Here is a 19188-nt window from a genome sequence, read left to right on the forward strand (position 1 = left end):
GGCGGTCCCCGCAGCGCCTCCGCTGCCGCCCATCAGCCCGCCGAGCAACCCACCCAGGCCACCGCCCTGCTGCGCCCCGGCGGCGCCCGCGTTCTGGCGGGCCATGTAGCCGGCGGCGAGCATGGCCAGCATCGGCAGCATCTTCCTGAGCAAGGAGGAATCCAGGCCGGTGCGGGCCGAGGCGTCCTGCGCGACGGCGCGGCTGACGTCCTTGGAGCCGAAGATCTCGCCCAGAACGTTGTTGCCATGCCCGACCGGGGTCGGCTGCGGCGAGAGCACCTCCTCGAGCAGGCTGCCTCCACCAAGCTGGCCGAGCAGGCCGGCCAGTCCCGCGCCGCCACTGCCGCGCTGCGCCTGCTTGCGGAATCCCCCCATGATGGCCGGCAGCAGCGCGGACGCGCCGGTTGCGGCCTGCTGCTCGCTGATCCCCAGTTCGCGGGCCATCGAGGACAGGCCGCCGGTCTGGGCAATGATGTCGTTGATCTGCATGGTGGTGTCCGTGCCGTTGAGGGAGTCCGGACCTTAGCGCACCGTCCCGGCCGCCCGCGTGTGGAGGAGAGCGGCGGTACGCGTTGGCGGGCGTACGATGGCAGGCCGGCCCTGCACCGCAGGCGCCTGCCGCTGTCCCCTGCCATCTGCCGGAGCGATGCCATGAAGACCCTGATGCCCGCGCTGCTCGGCGCCGCCTGCGCCGTCGCCCTCGCCTTCCCCGCCCAGGCCGAACTCAAGGCCGGCGACGCCGCCCCGGCGTTCACCGCCGACGCCTATCTGGCGGGAGAAGGGTTCACGTTCGAACTCGCCGAGGCGCTGGAGCAAGGCCCGGTGGTCGTGTACTTCTTCCCCGCGGCCAACACGCCCGGCTGCAACCTGGAGGCGTCGCTGTTCTCGCGGGCGATCGAGGACTTCGCGGCGCACGGGGCCAGCGTGATCGGGGTGACCGCAGGCAACGTCGACCAGCTGGCGGCGTTCTCCAACGACACCAGCACGTGTGCCGGCAAGTTCCCGGTCGCGGCCGACCCGGGCGCGCGGATCGCCGGCGAATACGAAGCCGTGCTCGACAACAAGCCCGAATGGGCCAGCCGCACGTCCTATGCGATCGCGCCCGACGGCACGATCGTCGCGGCCTACACCGACATGAACCCCAGCCGCCATGTGCGGGAGATGCTGGCGGCGGTGGAAAAGCTCGACGACTAGGCGCGCTCCGTCGGGCGTCCCGCCTAGCCCCGGAACGTCTGCAGGTGGACGCTGGTCTCGCTGCCGCTGATGCCGGGGATGCCGCGGATGCGCTCCAGCACCTTGGACAGCTCGGCCAGGTCGGCCACGCGCAGCTCGGCGACCAGGTCCCATCGGCCGTTGGTGTCGTGCAGCTCGGCCACGCCGGGCTCGCCCAGCAGCGCGCGGATCACCGAATGCTGGTTGCCCTTGACCGCGAGGCTGGTCCACGCGCGGATCTCGTCGGGCGCGGCATCGGGGCGCAGGCGCACGGTGTAGCCGGTGATCACCCCGTCGCGCTCAAGCCGCGCCATTCGGTTGGTGATGGTCCCGCGCGAGACGCCCAAGGACTGCGCCAGGCTGGCGACGGGTGCGCGGGCGTCGTGGCGCAGCGCGGCGATCAGGCGGTGGTCGAGGTCGTCCATTCGAGCAATCCGTCAGCAGGTCATAGCACTTTGCCATCTTGCTGGCGATTTCGCCGCAAAGTTGCCGTTTCGCGCTGACGCCGGGGCCCGGACAATGGATGCATCCCGGCGCCGGACGGCGTCGATGCATCGAAAAGGAGCCCGACATGACCACTCTGCTGACCACCCACGACGTTGCCAGGATCGTTTCCACCCACGGCCTGCCGCAGATGTTCTCGCGCCTGGTGGACTACCTCGAGGCGGACTTCGCCCGCTGGAACGACTTCGACAAGACCGCCCGCACCGCCGCCCACTCCGACGTCGGCGTGATCGAGCTGATGCCGGTTGCCGACGACAGGGAGTACAGCTTCAAGTTCGTCAACGGCCACCCCAGCAACTACCGGCACGGCCTGTCGACGGTGATGGCGTTCGGCGCCCTGGCCGACGTCGAAACCGGCATGCCGACCGTGCTCAGCGAACTGACCATGACCACCGCCATCCGCACCGCGGCGACCTCGATCATGGCCGCGAAGAAGCTGGCCCGTAAGGACGCCAAGGTGATGGCGCTGATCGGCAACGGCGCCCAGAGCGAGTTCCAGGCGCTGGCCTTCCACCACATGCTCGACATCGAGGAAGTGCGCCTGTACGACGTCGACCCGGCCGCCACCGACAAGCTGGCCGCCAACCTCGCCGAGGCCGCGCCGAAGCTGCGCGTGGTGCGCGCCGCCGACACCCGCGAAGCCGTGCGCGGTGCCGACATCGTCACCACCGTCACCGCCGACAAGAAGAACGCCACCATCCTCAGCGCCGACATGATCGAGCCGGGCATGCACATCAACGCCGTCGGCGGCGACTGCCCGGGCAAGACCGAGCTTGACCCGGCCATTCTGACCGCGGCCAACACGAAGACTTACGTCGAGTTCGAGCCGCAGAGCCGGATCGAGGGCGAGCTGCAGCACATGAGCGCGGACTTCACGGCGACCGAGTTCTGGCGCGTGATCGCCGGCGAGGCCGAGGGCCGCACCACCGCCGACGAAGTGACCCTGTTCGACTCGGTCGGCTTCGCGCTCGAGGACTACTCGGCGCTGCGGCTGGTGCGTGACCTGGCCCATGAGCTGAAGCTGGGCAGCAAGACCGACATCGTTCCGGTGATGGCCGACCCGAAGGACCTGTTCGGCCACCTGATGGGGACGAAGGCGCGGCAGAAGGCGGCGTAACGCTGCCGACATCTCGATGCGTGGCGCCCGCCGCGGGGGACTGCGGCGGGCGCTTTCGTTTTGGGGAACGGATCGCGGCTGAAGCCGCTCCTACAGGGGACCGGGATGTCCTGCGACCCGAGGCGGGCCGGCGACCGGCTATACCGTCGCCAGAAGTTCGGCATCCTTTTCCGCAGCGCGCAGGAATGCCGGGCGCGCGGTGGCGCGTGCGATGTACGCCTCGATCACCGGCGTCTTCGGCACCAGCCCGAACTGGGTGGTCCAGCGCAGCGCGGTGCCCCACAGCACGTCGGCGGCGCTGAAGCGCTCGCCCAGCACCCACGGCCCCTTGGCGAGCTGCGCTTCGAGCGCGGCCAGCATCGAGTTGAAATCACGGTACGGCGACATCATCGGTTCGGCCGGCTCGTGCTTCTGCGAGCGGTCGACCACCGCCGGCTCGAAGCACGACGCGTAATAGACTATCCAGCGCAGGTACGCGCCGCGCGCCGGGTCGCCGATCGCCGGCGCGAGCCCTGCTTCGGGGAAGCGGTCGGCCAGGTGCAGGTAGACCGCGACCTGCTCGGTGACCACGCTGTCGCCGTCAACCAGCGTGGGCAGCTTGCCGAGCGGGTTGAGCGCGAGGAACTCGGGGCGACGCTGTTCGCCGGCCTGCAGGTCCACCAGCTCGATCCGGTGGTCGACACCGAGTTCCTCGAGCATCACGCGCACGCCGGCCGAGCGCGAATGCGGGTGGTGGTAGAGCGTGAGTGTTGGCTTGCTGGACATGGGGATGCTCCTTGCGTGGGTGGATGGGGACTGCGCAGGACGGAGGCTACCGGCCTTTGCGGTCATCTACCGCCCTCGATAACCTCGGCGTTTTCACGACCGGGCCACTCCGTGATTTCCACGTCCGCCCGACTGCTCCGCCTTGCCGCGCTGCTGCAGGCCCGTCGCCAATGGTCCGGCCCGGAGTTGGCCGAGCGCCTGGAGGTGGACGCGCGTACGTTGCGCCGCGACGTCGACCGCCTGCGCACCCTCGGCTACCCGGTGCAGGCATCGTCCGGCCGCGGCGGCGGCTACGCACTGGGTGCCGGTGCCAATCTGCCGCCGCTGATGTTCGACGACACCGAGGCGGTCACGCTCGCGGTGGCGCTGCGTGCAGCCACCGCCACCGTCGCCGGCATCGAAACCCCGGCGCGCGAGCTGCTCGCCAAGCTCGACCAGTGGCTGCCGGCGCGGCTGCGTCGCCGCGCGACCGCGCTGCACGACGTCACCCTGTCGCTGGACGTTGCCCAGCCATTGGCCGATGCCGGCGTGCTGGCCGCGATCGCCGCCGCCTGCCGCGATTCCCGCCGCGTGCGGTTCCGTTACCGCAGGCACGACGGCCTCGAAGCCGACCGCCATGTCGAGCCCGCGCGCCTGATCAGCTATGGGCGGCGCTGGTACCTGGTGGGCTGGGACACCGACCGCGGCGACTGGCGAACCTACCGTGCCGACCGCATCGAGGCGCTGGTCGATACCGGCGCAACGTTCGTGCCGCGCCAGGACCTGGATTTCATCGAGCACATCCGGCGGGCGGTCGCCTGGTCGCCGTTCGAGCACCGCGTGACCGTACGGCTGCTGGGGCGTGCCGACGAGCTCGCGGACGCAGTACCCGCGTGGTGCGGCGTGCTGGTCGCCGAGACCGACCGCAGCGCCCTGCTCCACGTGGGCGCCGGCACGCCGGATGCCTTGCTGGCGACGCTGGCCATGCTCGGCCGGCCGTTCGAGGTGACCGAAGGCCACGACGAACTCGCGGCCATGCGGAAAGCGCACGCGCAACTGGCCATCTCGCTCGGCGGCCCGGACACGCCTGGGCACGCCCGGGCACCACGGACGAGCTGACGCGCAGGCGCATCCCGACGGGCGCATCATGGCCACGCCATGTTCGTGCTGATCCTTGCCTACCTCGGCGGCGTGCTGACCATCATTAGCCCCTGCATCCTGCCGGTGCTGCCATTCGTGTTCGCCCGGGCCGACCGGCCGTTCGCTCGCGAGGGCCTGCCGCTGCTCGCCGGCATGGGCCTGACATTCGCGCTTGTGGCGACACTGGCCGCCGTCGGTGGCCATTGGGCGATCCAGCTCAACCAAGGCGGACGCTGGCTGGCCATGGCGGTGCTGGCATTGATGGGGTTGGCGTTGCTGTGGCCGCGCCTGGCCGAAGTGCTGGCGCGGCCCTTCGTCGCGCTTGGTGGGCGGTGGCCGCGGCACGCGGACGGCGGGTCGCCCTGGTCGGCGGCCGGGCTCGGGGTGGCCACCGGACTGCTGTGGGCGCCCTGCGCGGGGCCCATCCTCGGCCTGGTGCTGACGACCGCCGCGCTGCAGGGCGCCAGCGTCACCACCACCGTGCTGCTGCTCGCCTTTTCCGCCGGCGCGGCGACGTCACTCGCGCTGGCGCTGGTGCTCGGCGGCCGGTTCCTCGCGTCCATGAAGCGTGCCCTCGGAATCGGTGAATGGCTGCGCCGTGCGCTCGGCGTGCTGGTGCTGGCGGGCGTGGCGGCCATCGCGCTCGGTCTCGACACGGGCCTGTTGACACGGCTGTCGCTGGCCAGCACCGCGCGCATCGAGCAACGGCTGGTCGACGCGTTCGCCGACGATCCGGCGCCGCCCTCGCCGGTGCCGCAGACCGGCGTGCCGTTGCCGGTGGAAGGCTGGATGCCCCCGCTGGATGGCGCCACCGGCTGGTTCAACAGCCCGCCGCTGACCCGTGCAGGGTTGCGCGGCCGAGTGGTGCTGGTCGACTTCTGGACGTACTCCTGCATCAACTGCCTGCGCGCCCTGCCCTATGTGAGCGACTGGGCTGCCAAGTACCGCGACCACGGGCTGGTGGTGCTGGGCGTGCACACGCCGGAGTTCGCGTTCGAGAAGACCCCCGGTAACGTTGCCCGCGCAATCGAGTCGCTCGGCATCGAGCATCCGGTCGCGCTCGACAACGACTACGCGATCTGGCGCGCCTTCGACAACCGCTACTGGCCCGCGCACTACTTCGTGGATGCGCAGGGCCGCATCCGCTACCACCACTTCGGCGAAGGCGAATACGAGCGCAGCGAGGACGTGATCCGCCGGTTGCTGGCCGACGCCGGCGCGACCGGCCTGCCCGGCGGCTATGTCAGCGGCGACGGTCGTAACGCGGGGGCGCCGGCCTCGACCGATTACACGCGCACGCCGGAGACCTACCTGGGCCACGCCCGCGCCGAGCGCTTCGCCGGTGGCGAGCTTGTCCGCGGCGTGGCGACGGACTACCGCGCTCCGGAGCCGCTGGCGCTGCACCAGTGGGCGTTGCAGGGACGCTGGACGGTGACGGCCGAGCACGCCCGGCTGGAGCGTCCGGGCGGCAGCGTCGTGATGCGGTTCCGCGGCCGTGACCTGCACCTGGTGATGGCACCCATCGCAGGCGACCGGCCGGTCCGGTTCCGGGTCACGCTCGATGGCGCCGCTCCCGGCGCCGACGCCGGCAGCGACGTCGATGCGCAGGGCCATGGCACCCTGGACGCGGACCGGCTGTACCAGCTCACCCGCCTGCGCGACGGCAGTGACGAGCGCCGGTTCGAGATCACCTTCCCGGAAGGCGGTGCGCGGATCTACGCGTTCACGTCGGGCTGAGGGCCGGCCGTGCGCGCACGCGCTGCACGCCGTGACGCGCGACCGCCCAGCGTGATCACCGCCACGCCGGCGAGGATGATCACCATGCCCAGCATGTCCCACGGGCCGACGACTTCGCCGGCCAGCAACACGCCAAACAGCACCGCCACCGGCGGGTTCACGTAGGCATAGCTGGTCGCCACTGCCGGGCGCGCGTGCTTGAGCACGTAGAGGTACGCGCTGAACGCGAGGATCGAGCCGAACAAAGCGAGGTACACCAGCGCGAGCGTCGATTTCATGGTCGGCGACGCCGGCAGCGCCTCGCCGGTGCCGAACCCGATCAGCAGCAGCGCGACCGAGGCGCACAGCATCTGAGCGGCGGTGTTCATCGGCCCGGCCGGCATGTCCTGGCGCTTGCTCCAGACCGAGCCGAAGGCCCATGCCGCCGCCGCGGTCAGCAAAGCGATCGCGCCGATGCGCTCGCCCGACAGCCCGCTGCCGAGGTTGAGCACGATGACGCCGGCAAACCCGACCAGCAGCCCGACCGCCTCGCGGCGCGACGGCCAGTGGCCGTACAGCCCGCCGAAGGCCGCCGCGAACAGCGGCATGCTCGACACCGCGACCGCGGCGATGCCCGAGCTGACGCGTTCCTCGGCGAAACACACCAGGCCGTTGCCCATCCCGAGCAGCAGCAGGCCGGTGAAGGCGGCATTGCGCCATTGCAGCCGCGTCGGTGCCGCGTGGCCGCGCCAGCGCAGGAACCCGTACAGCAACACGCCCGCCGCCAGGAAGCGCACGCCGGCCAGCAGGAACGGCGGGTAGCTCTCAAGCGCGAAGCGGATACCGAGGTAGGTCGACCCCCACACCACGTAAAGCGTGAGCAGTGCCAGCGGAATCAGTACGCGCGGCTCCAGGTGGCCGGAAGCACCGGACGCCACCGCGGCCGCCGGCGTGTTGGAAATGCCATCGGACATGGGGGATGCCGCTCGGGGGACGGCGCCCATTATCAGGCCGCGCGGCTCCGCGCGGCAGTGCCGAAGGTGGCCCGCTGTATCCCACCGGCCCGCCGTCAGCGGGCCATGCACACCCGGTACCGCGCGTCGACGCGGGTGGCGAACCAGCCGGTGGTGAGCTCGCGCGTGATCTTCGGGCTGTCCAGCGTGATCCCGGGGATCATCTCCCGCGGCAGCGCCCTGCCCGCTCGCGCCTCGGCCAATGCGAACACCTGGCGGAACAGGGCCGACTCGTTGAAGTCGAGCCGGTCGCCGCGGCCGAGCGCCGCGCGTATCGACTGGTCATCCATCCCCAGCTCTCCGCCCAGGGCGCGCACCGCTCGCTCGGTCTCGCCCGGTCGATCAAGCGGCGCTCCCGGCGCGAGCAGGTCGCCATCCAGCGCCAGGGTGCGACCCGTCGCCACCGCCACCGCGTTCTGGAACGCCGCGTTGCGGCTGGCATACCACCCGGCGTTGAAGTCGGCAAAACGGTGCACCTTGCGGGTGTACGGCGTGGCGTACCCGAGCAGGTGCGCGATGCCGAAATAAAGCCCACCGCGGCGGCTGAACACCTCGTCGCGGATGCTGCCGTCGTACCGGTAGGGGTAGTCGTCGGCATGCTGCTCGGCGAACGGGATGGAAACCTGCATCGGCCCGCCGGTCTGCACCGGGTTGTAGCCGTCGAACAGCCGCTCGCCCAGGGGCACGCGGCCGGTCAGGTCCTCGTAGAGCTGGCTGAGCTCGCGCTCGGTGCGTACGGTGCGCAGCCGCTCCTCGTAGCTGCGGCCATCGGTGGAACGCAGCTTCAGCGCCGCGGTGACCATGAAGCCTGGCACGTGCAGCGCCGCCGCGCGCCGCTCGATTTCCCCGCGCGCAACCGCCGGCAGGTTGGCCACCGGCGGGTCGGCCTTGTAGCCGGACTCCTGCTCGATCACCGCAAGCGTCGCGCAGATGTTCTCTTCGATCGGGTCGATGCCCTGCGCCGCGAATGCGGTCTGGATGTCTGCCGCCCAGCCGGCACGGTCATCGATGCGGGCCGGCATCCGCCGGACGATGTCGGCACGTACCGCTTCAGGCGCCGGGCCGGGGGGCGTCGGCGCGGTGGCGCAACCGGCGAGCACCAGCAACGCGAACATGGCGGCGAGCAGTGCTCTGGAATGTCGGTTCATGGCGGGCTCGATGCGGTGACCGAAGCGAAGGCGGGCCGAACTATGCCACCGCTGCTCAGAACACCGACAAGCCGGTCAGCTGGGTGAAGCGGTGCAAGGCGTACTTGCCCAGCGCCGAGTTGCCCTTCTCGTCCAGGCCCGGGTACCAGACGCACAGGCTCATGACATGTGGCACCACCGCGACGATGCCGCCACCCACCCCGCTCTTGGCGGGCAGCCCGACGTAGTAGGCGAAGTCGCCGGCGGCGTCGTAGGTGCCGGCGGTCATCATCAGCGAGTTGATCCGGGTCGACATCTGCGCGCTGACGACCTGCTGCCCCGACACCCCGCAGTACCCGCCACAGGCCAGGAACTGCATGCTGCGGGCCAGGTCCACGCAGTTCATCGACAGCGAGCACTGCAGGAAATAGAAGTCCAGCACGTCGTCGACGGCGTTGTGGATGTTGCCGTAGCTGCGGATGAAGTTGGCCGTGGCGATGTTGCGGTAGCCGCTCTCGCGCTCGGACTTGGCGACGACGTCGTCAGCGCCGATGTCGACGCGGCCGGCGCGGGCCCGGACGAAGTCGACCAACGCCTGCTCGGGCCGCTCGTGCGCCGACAGCAGCACGTCGGCCACCACCAGCGCGCCGGCATTCATGAAGGGATTGCGCGGGATGCCTTTCTCGTACTCCAGCTGGATCAGCGAGTTGAACGGGTCGCCGGAGGGTTCGCGGTCCACCCGCTCCCAGAGGTCGTCGCCGAGTGCATCGAGCGCCATCGTCACGGTGTGCACCTTGGAGATGCTCTGGATCGAGAATGCTTCGCGCGCGTCACCCACTTCATGCACGTCGCCGTCGCGGGTTACCAGCGCCATGCCGAAGCGGTCCAGCGGCACGTTGGCCAGCGCGTCGATGTAGTCCGCCGGCTTGCCCTCGCCGAAACGCTCACGGACCTCGTCGTTGATGGTGCCGAGGATGTCCGGCAGGTCGAGCCCGCTGATGTCGAACTGGTTCTGGATGGGATCGCGCGCGGCACCAGGGGTGGCTGGGGGCATGCTCGGCTCCGGTTTGGATGGCGCCCCATCTTACCGGCGCCGCCCCGTGGTCGCGGCGGCACGGCGGTGGGCTCAACGCCAGTTGGCGACGAGTTCGCCGCGGGCGCACGCGATCCAGCGCGGGTCGTCGGCGTCGATCCGCATCCCGCCGGTGAACACAGAGAACGCCGGCAGTACCGTCTGCCCCGCGTCGAGCCGGAACGCCGGGTAGCGTCCGGGCAGCCCGGGCAGGCCCACCACCGGATGCAGGTGGCCGCACAGTACGTGGGCGTCACCTGCAAACTGGGCAGCGAGCGGCAGGTGGCGGAACCGGAACGGACCGTCGCGCACGTCGGCCGGCAACAACTCCACACCGAGCGCGTCCGCATTCATCGCACGGTCGTGGTTGCCGGCGACCACCGCGACGGCCACCCGGGAGTGCCGCTCAAGTAACGACCGCCATGCGCGTTCGACGTCGGCGTGGCGTGCGCCGTGCAGGAAGTCGCCCAGCACCCACAGCTCGGCGGCGCCGGTGTCGGCGAGCAACGCGTCCAGCCGGGAGAGGTCGAGCACGGTGCCGCCGCTGGGCACCGCGATGCCGGCCGCGCGCAGGATGTTGCCCTTGCCCAGGTGCAGGTCGGCGACCAGCAGCCGCCGGCGCGCGGGCCAGAACAGGGCGCGGTCGGCCAGCACGCGGACCGGTTCGCCGCCGAGCAGCAACTCAAGCGCCGCGGCCATGCCGTTGCTCCAGTTGCGCCGCGGCACGCGACACCCGGGTGCGCCAGTCCTCGGTGCTGAGCTGGCCACGGATCGCCTCGGCCCACAGCGGGAACGCCAGCGGCGTCAGGCTGGGGGGCCGGTGCAGGGCGAGCACCCGCCGGCCGCAGCGCTCGAGCACCTCGCGCAGGCGCTGGACCTCGAGCTGCGCCTCCAGCACCTCGCGCTCGGCCTGGGCCAACAGCACGTGACCGGGGTCGTGTTGGCGCAACACGTCGAACAGCAGGCTGCTGGACGCCTGAAGCTGCCGCAGCGAGCGCGGTGCCCGGCCGGGTAGCGAGGGCGGCAGCAGCCCGGCCACGCGCGCGATCTCGCGGAACTGCCGGCGCGCAAGCTCGGCCAGGTTGAGGCTGTCGCGTAGATCGTCCATCAGCCCCTCGGGCGACAGCAACCGCTGCATCAGCGGCGGGTCCGGCCAGGCCAGCGCCTGCGCGGTGAGCACGAGGCCGTAATCGTTCACCGCCCAACCGAAGGTATTGGGCGCCTCGCGGCCCCAGCGCAGGGCCAGCAGGGCCGCCAGCCCTTCGTGCACCGCACGGCCGGCGAACGGAAACACGAAGGTGTGCCAGCCCTGGCGCGTCTTGACCGCCTCCACCAGCAGCGTGGCCGGCGTGGGCAGTTCGCTCAGGCTCTCCTGCAGGTCGAGCAACGGCGACAACGCACGCATCTCGGGGCGGGTCACGGGCGCGGCCAGGATCGCCTCGACCTCCGCGCCCAACTCGCTCGACAGCGGCATGCGCCCGCCCTGCCAGCGCGGCACGCGGCCGTCGGCACGCTTGGCGATGCGCACGTACGCGGTCATGTCGCGCAACTGCACCAGCTCGAGCGTGCGACCGGCGAACTGGAACCGGTCGCGCGGCCGCAACCGTCCGATGAAGGCCTCCTCGACGGCGCCCAGGTAGCCGCCTTTCATGTAGCGCACCTGCACGCTGCCGTCGCTGGTGATGGTGCCGATCGACAGGCGGTGGCGGAACGCGACGCGGCGGTCGTGCACGCGGAAGCGGCCGTCGTCGTCGCGAACCACGCGGCGGTAGTCGGGGTAGCTCTCCAGCGCGCTGCCGCCGCGCACGATGAAGTCCAGCACCGCCGACCACGCAGCATCGGGCAACCCTGCAAATGCATGGGTGCCGCGGACCTCGGCCAACAGGTCGTCGGGGTCGAAGCCGCCGCCGAGTGCGAGGGTGACGCAGTGCTGCGCCAGCACGTCCAGCGACAGCCGTGGCGGCGGCCGCGATTCGATGCGCCCGTGCGCCAGTGCCTCCCGGGCGGCGGCGTACTCGGCCAGTTCCAGCGCGTGGGTCGGCACGCAGACCACGTGCCCCGCCTCACCCGGCCGGTGCCGGGCGCGACCGCCGCGCTGCAGCAGGCGGGCCATGCCCTTGGGGCTGCCGACCTGCAACACCTGGTCGACCGCCGGGAAATCCACGCCCAGGTCCAGGCTCGAGGTGGCGACCACGCAGCGCACGCTGCCATCGCGGAGGCCGGCCTCGGCCGCGGCCCGCAGCGATGCGTCGAGCGAGCCGTGGTGCAGCGCCAGCGTGGCCGGATCGTCCAGCCAGACCGACTGCAATGCGCGATGCCACAGTTCGGCCTGCGAGCGGGTGTTGGTGAACAACAGGCTGGAGCGCGCCCGCTGCAGCACCGCGGCGACGCGCTGCAGCTGCGACAGGCCCAGGTGCCCGGCCCATGGGAACCGCTCGCCCTCCTCCGGCAGCAGGGTCTCCAGCGTCATCCGCCGGCGCCGTGGCGCGGCGACGATGGCGGCATCCGGCGCATGCGGCAGCAGCACGTCGCGCGCCTCGGCCAGGTTGCCGAGCGTGGCCGACAGGCCCCACAGCGGCGCTGCCGGCACCAGCGCACGCAACCGGGCCAGGCACAGCTGCAGCAGCACGCCGCGCTTGTTGCCGAGCAACTCGTGCCACTCGTCCACCACCACGCCACGCACGCCCGCAAGCAGCTGCGGCGCGTCCGGGTAGGACAGCATCAGCGCGAATGACTCGGGCGTGGTCACCAGCACGTCCGACAGTCCCTTGCGGGCGAGCCTTCGATCGCGCGCACTGGCGTCGCCGGTCCGCATCGCGACCGTCCACGGCACCCCCAGCGCGGCGATGGGCTCCTGCATCGCCCGTACGGTGTCGGTCGCCAGCGCGCGCAGCGGGGTGATCCACAGCAGCCGCAACCGCGGGGCCTGGGCCACACCGCGCTTCCGGGTGGCGGCGGCGTCACCGAGTTTCAGCGCCTGCAGCAACGGGCCGCCGAGCGCTGCGAGCGTCTTGCCGCTGCCGGTGGGCGTGACCAGCAGCCCGTGCTCACCGGCCAAGTAGCGGCGCCAGGCCTCGCGCTGGAACGGCGCCGGCCGCCACCCGCGGGTGTCGAACCAGTCCAGCAGCGGCGCGTCAGCGGTCCGTCTGCGCGATCGCGGAGCCGGCGCGCCCGATGCGTCCGATGCGTCCGAACCGGAGGCGTTCACCGCGCCAGTGCCCGCAGCGCGTCGACGCGGTCGGCCTCGGAGGCGGGCTTGTCGGTGCGCCAGCGCAGGATCCGCGGGAAGCGCACCGCCACCCCCGACTTGTGCCGCTTCGAGACATTCACGCCCTCGAAGCCGAGTTCGAACACATGCTCGGGCGCCACCGAGCGGACCGGCCCGAACCGCTCCACCGTGTTCGCGCGGATCCAGCGGTCGAGCTGCAGGATCTCCTTGTCGTCCAGCCCGGAGTACGCCTTGGCGACGGGCACCAGCACGTCGCCGTCCCACAGCGCGAAGGTGTAGTCGGTGTACAGCGTGCTGCGTCGCCCCGAGCCCGACTGCGCGTACACCAGCACCGCGTCGACCGTCAGCGGGTCGACCTTCCACTTCCACCAGTCACCGCGCTTGCGGCCGTGCCGGTACGGCGAGTCGCGGCGCTTGAGCATCAGGCCCTCGACGCCCCGGCCGCGGGCCTCCTCGCGCAGCGTGGCGGCCTGCGACCAGTCCAGCACCCGCACCTCGGGCGATAGCCGCAGCAGCGGATGCGCGGTGGCATGCAGCAACGCCGCAAGCCGCTGGCGGCGGTCGACCAGGGGCACCTCGCGCAGGTCCTCGCCATTCAACTCGAGCAGGTCGTACGCCAGCACGCGTGCCGGCGCGCTCGCCAGGATCTTCGGCCCCGGCTTGAGCCGCTGGATGCGGGTCTGCAGGGCCGAGAACGGCATCGGTGCCTCGTCTTCGCCCTGCCAGGCCAGCAGCTCGCCATCGATCACCGCGTCGTGCGGGAGTTCGGCCGCGGCGGCCTCGATCTCGGGGAAGCGGCCGTCCATGCGCTCCTCCCCGCGCGACCACAGCGCGATGTCGGCGCCGCGACGGATCAGCTGGAGCCGGATGCCGTCCCATTTCCACTCGAGCAGCCAGTCGTGCACCTCGCCCAGCGCGTGCGGCTCGCCCTCCAGCGGCGACGCGAGGAAGAACGGGTACGGCAACTCCGCGTCACCGGGCTGTGCATCGGGCGACAGCAGCGACCGCATGAATGCCTCGGACGGCGTCCACCGCCCGAGCATCCTTTGCGCGATGAGGGCCAGGTCCAGCCCCGACAGCTCAGCCAGCGCCTTCTGCACCAGCCCGGCCGATACGCCCACCCGCAGCGCACCGGTCAGCAGCTTGTTGAAGGCCAGCCGCTCGCGGAAACACAGGCCCCGCCACGCCGACACCACCACCGCACGCCGCGCCTCCGGATCGGCATTGGCCACCGGCACCAGCCGTTGCTCGATCCACTCCGCCAGGCCGGCATCCTCGACCGGGACGGCCGGGTCGTCCAGCAACAGCGCCAGCGTTTCGGCAAGATCACCGACGGCGTGGTGGCTGGCCTCGACCAGCCAATCCGGGTTGCCGGTCTCCTCGGCAATCCAGGCGCGCAGTTCGCCGGTCGATGCGATGCGTGCGCGGGCGCCGCCGACCTTGCCACCAGCCAGCAGCCACAGCGCCCAGGCGGCATCGCGCGGCGGCGCGTCGCGGAAGTAGTCGACCAGCGCGGCACGCTTGTCTCCGGTGCCGGTGCTGCGGTCCAGGCGCTCGTAAAGGGCGGCGAAGCGACGCATCAGTCGTCCTCGCCGTAATCGGTGCGGAATACGCCGGCATCCAAGCCGGAATCGCGCAGCACCCGCACCAGTGCGTCGGTATCACCGTGGGTGGCGATGACGCGCCGGGCGCCGGTCTCGTGGACGGTGCGCAGCAGCGCCGGCCAGTCGGCGTGGTCGGACACCACGAAGCCGCGGTCGAGGTTGCGCCGGCGGCGGTTGCCGCGGATGCGCATCCAGCCCGACGCGAAGCCCTGCTGTGCGCGTCGGAAGCGGCGGACCCACGCGCTGCCCGCGGCCGACGGCGGTGCGATGACCAGTTCGCCTGCGAAATCGGCGCCGCGGGCCTCGTCGGCGACCTTGCGGGTGTCCAGCATCGGGATGCCGGCATCGCGATACACCTGAACCCCGACGTCGATCGCGCCGTGCAGCCAGGCCGGCCGGTCGGTGTGGTGCATCAGCTCGGCGAGCACGCGCTGCGCCTTGCCCAGCGCGTAGCAGTACAGGATCGCCGCTTCGCCGTTGGCGGCGCACTCCTCGCGCCACGCCACCATGTCGCGGGCCACGTCCGCCGCCGCGGGCCAGCGGTACACCGGCAGCCCGAACGTCGCCTCGGTGACGAACACGTCGCACGGCACCACCTCGAACGGCAGGCAGGTCGGGTCCGGGTCGCGCTTGAAATCGCCCGACAGCACCCAGGTTTCGCCGCCCACCTCGATGCGCACCTGGGTCGAGCCCAGCACATGGCCGGCGGGATGGAACGACACCGTGGCCGCGCCCACCTGGAACCGCTCGCCATGCGCGTGCACGCGGTAGTCCTGCGCGCCGAGCCGCCACTCCAGGATCGGCAGGCCGGCGTCGACCACGTGGTAGCAGCCCATGCCGCCACGCGCGTGGTCACCGTGCCCGTGGGTGATCACCGCCCGCGGCACGGGGCGCCAGGGATCGATGTGGAAATCGCCGGCCGGGCAGTACAGGCCCTGCGGCGTCACCACCACCACGTCGGTTGCCGTGCCCAGAAGTCCACCCGTCGCAAGCCATGCCTGCGACGACTAGAGCAGCGGCGCCGTTAGTGGCGCGTCTAGCGGGCGCCGCGGTCCAGCACGAAGTCGATCGCCGCCCGCACCGCCGCCACCTGTGCGTCGTTGCACTGCTGGGGCGTCGCGCGCGGACTGTCGGGGTAGACCTCGGTCGTGGTGACGTACGGGGCGTTGGTGACGCCGGCGCACAGGCCCAGCGACTTGACCGGGTAATTGATGACGCCCGGCGCGACCATCGGCGAGCCGATGAGCTCGCCGCGCGCATCGGCCGGGGCGATATGGGTCACCTTTCCGACCGCCTCGATGATGGCGCGCTGGAACTCGGGCTGCGGGTTCTCGCTGTCGCCCACCAGGTAGAAGCCGTCGGGGATCTCGCCGGGCTCGTTGGGCTTGCCGTCGCGGGCCGCAAGCGCCGGGCGGAACTCGGACTCGTCGGTGTCGGTGGTTTCGTGCAGGTCGATATGCAGCAGCACGTCGCCGACCGGCTCCATCAGTGCCATCAGCGCGCGCGCCTCGGCTGCCGGGCTGTCGGCGACGAACGAGCGGTTGGGGTCGACCGCCTGCATGTTCCAGCGGTGGATCCGCTCGTATCCCCATGGGCTTACGCACGGGGCGACGATCAGGTTCACCCGGCCGGCGTAATCACCGGCGTCGCGCTCCAGGAACTGCAGCGCGCCGTGGACGCCACTGGTTTCGTAACCGTGGACGCCGCCGGTGACCAGCACCGTCGGCAGCTGGTCGTCCCACTCGCGGCTCTTGAGCGCCATCAGCGGGTAATGGTCGGCGCCGTAGTGCAGCTCGCCGTACTGGCGGACGTTGAACCGGTCGCGCAGGCGCTCCACCACGGCCAGCACGTCGTCGCGGTAGCTGCGCTTGACCTGCTGGCCGGTGCGCCAGGCGTCGCGCTCTGCGTCGCCCCAGGGCGTGCCGGGGGTGCCGATCGGATAGAAGGCGGGGATGTCGCTCATGGGTGGGGGGTCCCGGTTGGATGCAGGGGCCGATGATGGCGCCCATGCGGGGATCCGCCAACCACGGCGCGCCGGGTTTACGGCGATGGCGAACGATCCCGGGCGTCGTCCAGCCTGCCTCCATCCAGCAGCCGCACCTCGCGCTGGGGGAACGGTACCGCGATGCCGTGCGCGCGGAAGGCCCGCCAGATGGCCAGGTTGATCTCCGAGCGCACGTTGTTGACACCCTGTTCCGGGGAGACCACCCAGACCCGCAGCTCGAGCTCGAAGCCGTTCTCGCCGAACGCCATGAGCCGCGCGGCCGGTGCCGGGTCGGCGAGCACCCGCTGGCGCCCGTCGGCGGCCTGCTCCATCAGCGCCATCGCCTGCTCGGGGTCGTCGCCGTAGCTGATACGCACCGGCAGCTTCAGCCGCACGCTCTCGCCGCCGTAGCTCCAGTTGACCACCGGGTTGATGATTAGGTTCTCGTTGGGCATCAACGTGTCGACGCCGTCGCGGTCACGGATCACCACGTAACGCGCGCGCAACTCCTGCACCCAGCCGTAGCGGCTGCCGGACTGGTCCTCCACCGTCACCACGTCGCCGGGCTTGATCGAGCGGTCGGCCAGCAGGATGAAGCCGGAGATGAAGTTGCTGACGATGCGTTGCAGGCCCAGGCCGATGCCAAGCCCGAGGGTGCCGCCAATGACTGCCAGCGCGGACAGGTCAAGCCCGACCACTTGCAGCGCGACCACCACGCCCAGCGCCATCAACGCCAGCTTGATCACCTTGCTGATGCCGACCCGCGCACTCGGCGACAGGTGTGGGGAGTCCATCACCCTCCGCTCCGACATCCTCGACAGCCACGCGGCGAGCACCAGCACGAGCAGCGCGACCGCAAGCGCACGAATTGCCAGCAATGCCGATACACGGGTGTCGCCGACCATGATCGCCGCGCTGTCCAGCGCGCGGACCACCAGCGGCAGTAGGCCCAGCAGGTACAGCGCGAGTCCAACCCAGACCACCGCCACGATCAGGTTCTCCGATGCGCGCAGCAGCGGCCCCGGCTTCAGCGCATTGGACAGCAGGAACACGACCAGCCGCACCAGCCCCAGCGCAACCACCAGCCCCAGTGCCACCCGCAGAACCCCGGAGGGCAGGCCGAGCGCGGTAAACCCCGCCCACGCCACCAGCAGCAGCGCCGACGCCACTGCCGGAAACACCAGCGCGCAGCCGAACGAGATGCCGACCCGGCGCAGCTGCGAGTGCGGTTGTTCCGCCAGCTGGCTGCGCTGCCACGCACGGTACCGCCGCCCGACCAGCCACGCCGCTGCCACACAGGCCAGCAACGCCAGTGCCTGCCAGCCCAGCGATGCGGGGTCCAGCCCCGCCAGCCAGCCGGGCTTCGGGCGGATCAGTCCGGCGCCCATCGATCAGTTCCGTGCGGCACGGTCGGCCATGCGATTGCCCCGGGTCAGTTGCGGCCACGCTAGGCGTAGCGCGGTCCAGATCGGGTGAACCGCCGGACTGCGACCCGCACCGGCCGCGGGATCCGCCTCCCCGCAGGGGTCGTCCGGTCCACGGAAACACCGTGCGATAGTGCCGCCTTTTCATAGGGAGCAAGGCCATGCGGAAGACCCTCACCAAGCTCTGCCTGTCGCTCGGGCTGGCCCTTGCCGGCAGCGCGCAGGCTGCAGTCGACCTGTCCACCCTCGACGACGGCATGGCCGGCCCGCGGACGAAGGTGCTGGTACTGGGCAGCGTGCATCTGTTGGAGCTGCAGGAGGACTTCGACCCCGCGACGCTCGACCCGTTGCTGGACCGACTGGCGGCGTACAAGCCCGACATCATCACCATCGAGTCGATTCCCGGCGAAAGCTGCGACCTGATGGCGCGCCACCCCGCTGTGTACGACCCCGAAGGCATCGCACCGTATTGCACGGTCCCCGACGCGGCACGCGCGGCCACCGGCTTGGACGTGCCTGCCGCGATTGCCGAGGTGAAGCGCACCTTGTCCGATTGGCCGGCCGAGCCACGCGACGACCAGCGCCGCCACCTCGCCGCACTGTTCCTCGCCGCCGGTGACAACGCCTCTGCGCTGACCCAGTGGCTGCAATTGCCTGAAACCGCACGCCATGCGGGGGACGGCCTGGACGAGGCGCTGGTCGCGCAACTGGAACGCGCCATGGGGCAGCACAGTGAGAGTTACCGGATCGCCGCGCGCCTGGCCGCCCGGCTCGGCCTGCAGCGCGTGTACCCGGCGGACGATCACACCGGCGACAGCTACGACATCCCCGGCAACGATATCCAGGCCTATGCCACCGCCATCCGGCAGGCCTGGGATGCCGACGCCGCACTGCAGGAACCGCTGCATCGCCGCAAGCAGGCGTTCATCGAACGCGCCGACATGCTGGGGCTGTACCGCTACATCAACAGCCCGGACCACCTCGTCGACCAGATCAACAGCGATCTCGGCGCGGCCATGCGCCACGCGTCCCCGCAGCAGTACGGCCGGATGTACGTCGGCGGCTGGGAAACCCGAAACCTGCGGATGGTCGCCAACATCCGCGCGACGTTCATCACCCGTCCCGGCGCGCGCGTGCTGTCGATCGTCGGCGCCACCCACAAGCCGTGGTTCGACAGCCTGCTGGGGCAGATGCAGGGCGTGGAGATCGTTGACGCACAGGACGTGCTCGGGCCTGCTGCGGACTGAGCAACAGCGGACGCCGCGCCAACGAAGCTTTCACGCCGCATACGGGGGGCCGGGC

Annotated in this window: 17 protein-coding genes; 5 read left to right on the forward strand and 12 right to left on the reverse strand. The window is 71.1% G+C overall.

All coding sequences use genetic code 11. The features are described from left to right. On the reverse strand, positions 1-489 hold a 489-nt coding region (locus ACKVMH_RS04105), incomplete at its 3' end, for a DUF937 domain-containing protein (protein WP_412699335.1). Positions 490-651: 162 nt separating this feature from the next. Here ACKVMH_RS04105 and ACKVMH_RS04110 point away from each other — a divergent pair. After that, positions 652-1194 carry a peroxiredoxin gene (locus ACKVMH_RS04110; protein WP_412699336.1) on the forward strand — a complete coding sequence of 181 codons (543 nt, stop codon included), beginning with the start codon at positions 652-654 and terminating at the stop codon, positions 1192-1194. 23 nt (positions 1195-1217) lie between these two features. On the opposite strand, the gene ACKVMH_RS04115 is transcribed toward ACKVMH_RS04110, so the two are convergent. Further along, positions 1218-1637, reverse strand: a complete 420-nt coding sequence (locus tag ACKVMH_RS04115; RefSeq protein ID WP_215220078.1) for an Lrp/AsnC family transcriptional regulator — start codon at positions 1635-1637, stop codon at positions 1218-1220. A gap of 146 nt (positions 1638-1783) precedes the next feature. Here ACKVMH_RS04115 and ACKVMH_RS04120 point away from each other — a divergent pair, with 146 nt between their 5' ends. Further along, positions 1784-2833 (forward strand): ornithine cyclodeaminase, encoded by a 1050-nt coding sequence (locus tag ACKVMH_RS04120; RefSeq protein WP_412699337.1) that lies wholly within the window; start codon positions 1784-1786, stop codon positions 2831-2833. Positions 2834-2971: 138 nt separating this feature from the next. On the opposite strand, the gene ACKVMH_RS04125 is transcribed toward ACKVMH_RS04120, so the two are convergent. Further along, complete coding sequence (locus ACKVMH_RS04125) at positions 2972-3598, reverse strand: glutathione S-transferase family protein (protein ID WP_412699338.1); 627 nt, start codon at positions 3596-3598, stop codon at positions 2972-2974. 111 nt (positions 3599-3709) lie between these two features. Here ACKVMH_RS04125 and ACKVMH_RS04130 point away from each other — a divergent pair, with 111 nt between their 5' ends. After that, a complete protein-coding gene (locus ACKVMH_RS04130) occupies positions 3710-4696 on the forward strand; it encodes a helix-turn-helix transcriptional regulator (protein WP_412699339.1) in 987 nt (328 codons plus the stop codon). Between the two features lie 39 nt (positions 4697-4735). After that, complete coding sequence (locus ACKVMH_RS04135; RefSeq protein ID WP_412699340.1) at positions 4736-6454, forward strand: cytochrome c biogenesis protein DipZ; 1719 nt, start codon at positions 4736-4738, stop codon at positions 6452-6454. On the opposite strand, the gene yedA is transcribed toward ACKVMH_RS04135, so the two are convergent. The 9 genes from yedA to ACKVMH_RS04180 all read right to left on the reverse strand — a co-directional run bounded on the left by yedA (position 6433) and on the right by ACKVMH_RS04180 (position 17850). Continuing rightward, positions 6433-7407 carry a drug/metabolite exporter YedA gene (gene yedA / locus ACKVMH_RS04140; RefSeq protein WP_412699341.1) on the reverse strand — a complete coding sequence of 325 codons (975 nt, stop codon included), beginning with the start codon at positions 7405-7407 and terminating at the stop codon, positions 6433-6435. The genes ACKVMH_RS04135 and yedA overlap by 22 nt on opposite strands. A gap of 95 nt (positions 7408-7502) precedes the next feature. Then, on the reverse strand, positions 7503-8594 hold the full coding sequence (locus ACKVMH_RS04145; protein ID WP_412699342.1) for a DUF1615 domain-containing protein: 1092 nt from the start codon (positions 8592-8594) through the stop codon (positions 7503-7505). Positions 8595-8649: 55 nt separating this feature from the next. Beyond that, on the reverse strand, positions 8650-9627 hold the full coding sequence (locus ACKVMH_RS04150) for a glutaminase (RefSeq protein WP_412699343.1): 978 nt from the start codon (positions 9625-9627) through the stop codon (positions 8650-8652). 72 nt (positions 9628-9699) lie between these two features. After that, a complete protein-coding gene (pdeM, locus tag ACKVMH_RS04155; RefSeq protein WP_412699344.1) occupies positions 9700-10344 on the reverse strand; it encodes a ligase-associated DNA damage response endonuclease PdeM in 645 nt (214 codons plus the stop codon). Continuing rightward, positions 10328-12772: a ligase-associated DNA damage response DEXH box helicase gene (locus ACKVMH_RS04160; protein ID WP_412699375.1), complete on the reverse strand. Its 2445-nt coding sequence runs from the start codon at positions 12770-12772 to the stop codon at positions 10328-10330. The genes pdeM and ACKVMH_RS04160 overlap by 17 nt, the downstream gene beginning before the upstream one ends. A gap of 77 nt (positions 12773-12849) precedes the next feature. Then, complete coding sequence (locus ACKVMH_RS04165) at positions 12850-14454, reverse strand: ATP-dependent DNA ligase (protein ID WP_412699345.1); 1605 nt, start codon at positions 14452-14454, stop codon at positions 12850-12852. Beyond that, positions 14454-15452 (reverse strand): ligase-associated DNA damage response exonuclease, encoded by a 999-nt coding sequence (locus ACKVMH_RS04170; RefSeq protein WP_412699376.1) that lies wholly within the window; start codon positions 15450-15452, stop codon positions 14454-14456. The genes ACKVMH_RS04165 and ACKVMH_RS04170 overlap by 1 nt, the downstream gene beginning before the upstream one ends. Before the next feature lie 62 nt (positions 15453-15514). After that, positions 15515-16441 (reverse strand): M14 family metallopeptidase, encoded by a 927-nt coding sequence (locus tag ACKVMH_RS04175; RefSeq protein WP_412699346.1) that lies wholly within the window; start codon positions 16439-16441, stop codon positions 15515-15517. A 77-nt stretch (positions 16442-16518) separates the two neighbouring features. After that, positions 16519-17850: a mechanosensitive ion channel family protein gene (locus tag ACKVMH_RS04180; protein WP_412699347.1), complete on the reverse strand. Its 1332-nt coding sequence runs from the start codon at positions 17848-17850 to the stop codon at positions 16519-16521. 197 nt (positions 17851-18047) lie between these two features. On the opposite strand from ACKVMH_RS04180, the gene ACKVMH_RS04185 reads away from it, so the two are divergent. After that, positions 18048-19133, forward strand: a complete 1086-nt coding sequence (locus ACKVMH_RS04185) for a DUF5694 domain-containing protein (protein ID WP_412699348.1) — start codon at positions 18048-18050, stop codon at positions 19131-19133. Positions 19134-19188: the final 55 nt, after the last annotated feature.

This window comes from Lysobacter zhanggongensis (genome assembly GCF_046638635.1).
Taxonomy (GTDB): domain Bacteria; phylum Pseudomonadota; class Gammaproteobacteria; order Xanthomonadales; family Xanthomonadaceae; genus Novilysobacter; species Novilysobacter luteus.

What these genes read in the sequence shown, in the direction of transcription:
- ACKVMH_RS04110 (WP_412699336.1), top strand. Translation starts at nt 652, where the DNA reads ATGAAGACCCTGATGCCCGCGCTGCTCGGCGCCGCCTGCGCCGTCGCC.
- ACKVMH_RS04115 (WP_215220078.1), bottom strand. Translation starts at nt 1,637, where the DNA reads ATGGACGACCTCGACCACCGCCTGATCGCCGCGCTGCGCCACGACGCC.
- ACKVMH_RS04120 (WP_412699337.1), top strand. Translation starts at nt 1,784, where the DNA reads ATGACCACTCTGCTGACCACCCACGACGTTGCCAGGATCGTTTCCACC.
- ACKVMH_RS04125 (WP_412699338.1), bottom strand. Translation starts at nt 3,598, where the DNA reads ATGTCCAGCAAGCCAACACTCACGCTCTACCACCACCCGCATTCGCGC.
- ACKVMH_RS04135 (WP_412699340.1), top strand. Translation starts at nt 4,736, where the DNA reads ATGTTCGTGCTGATCCTTGCCTACCTCGGCGGCGTGCTGACCATCATT.
- yedA (WP_412699341.1), bottom strand. Translation starts at nt 7,407, where the DNA reads ATGTCCGATGGCATTTCCAACACGCCGGCGGCCGCGGTGGCGTCCGGT.
- ACKVMH_RS04145 (WP_412699342.1), bottom strand. Translation starts at nt 8,594, where the DNA reads ATGAACCGACATTCCAGAGCACTGCTCGCCGCCATGTTCGCGTTGCTG.
- ACKVMH_RS04150 (WP_412699343.1), bottom strand. Translation starts at nt 9,627, where the DNA reads ATGCCCCCAGCCACCCCTGGTGCCGCGCGCGATCCCATCCAGAACCAG.
- pdeM (WP_412699344.1), bottom strand. Translation starts at nt 10,344, where the DNA reads ATGGCCGCGGCGCTTGAGTTGCTGCTCGGCGGCGAACCGGTCCGCGTG.
- ACKVMH_RS04165 (WP_412699345.1), bottom strand. Translation starts at nt 14,454, where the DNA reads ATGCGTCGCTTCGCCGCCCTTTACGAGCGCCTGGACCGCAGCACCGGC.
- ACKVMH_RS04175 (WP_412699346.1), bottom strand. Translation starts at nt 16,441, where the DNA reads ATGAGCGACATCCCCGCCTTCTATCCGATCGGCACCCCCGGCACGCCC.
- ACKVMH_RS04180 (WP_412699347.1), bottom strand. Translation starts at nt 17,850, where the DNA reads ATGGGCGCCGGACTGATCCGCCCGAAGCCCGGCTGGCTGGCGGGGCTG.
- ACKVMH_RS04185 (WP_412699348.1), top strand. Translation starts at nt 18,048, where the DNA reads ATGCGGAAGACCCTCACCAAGCTCTGCCTGTCGCTCGGGCTGGCCCTT.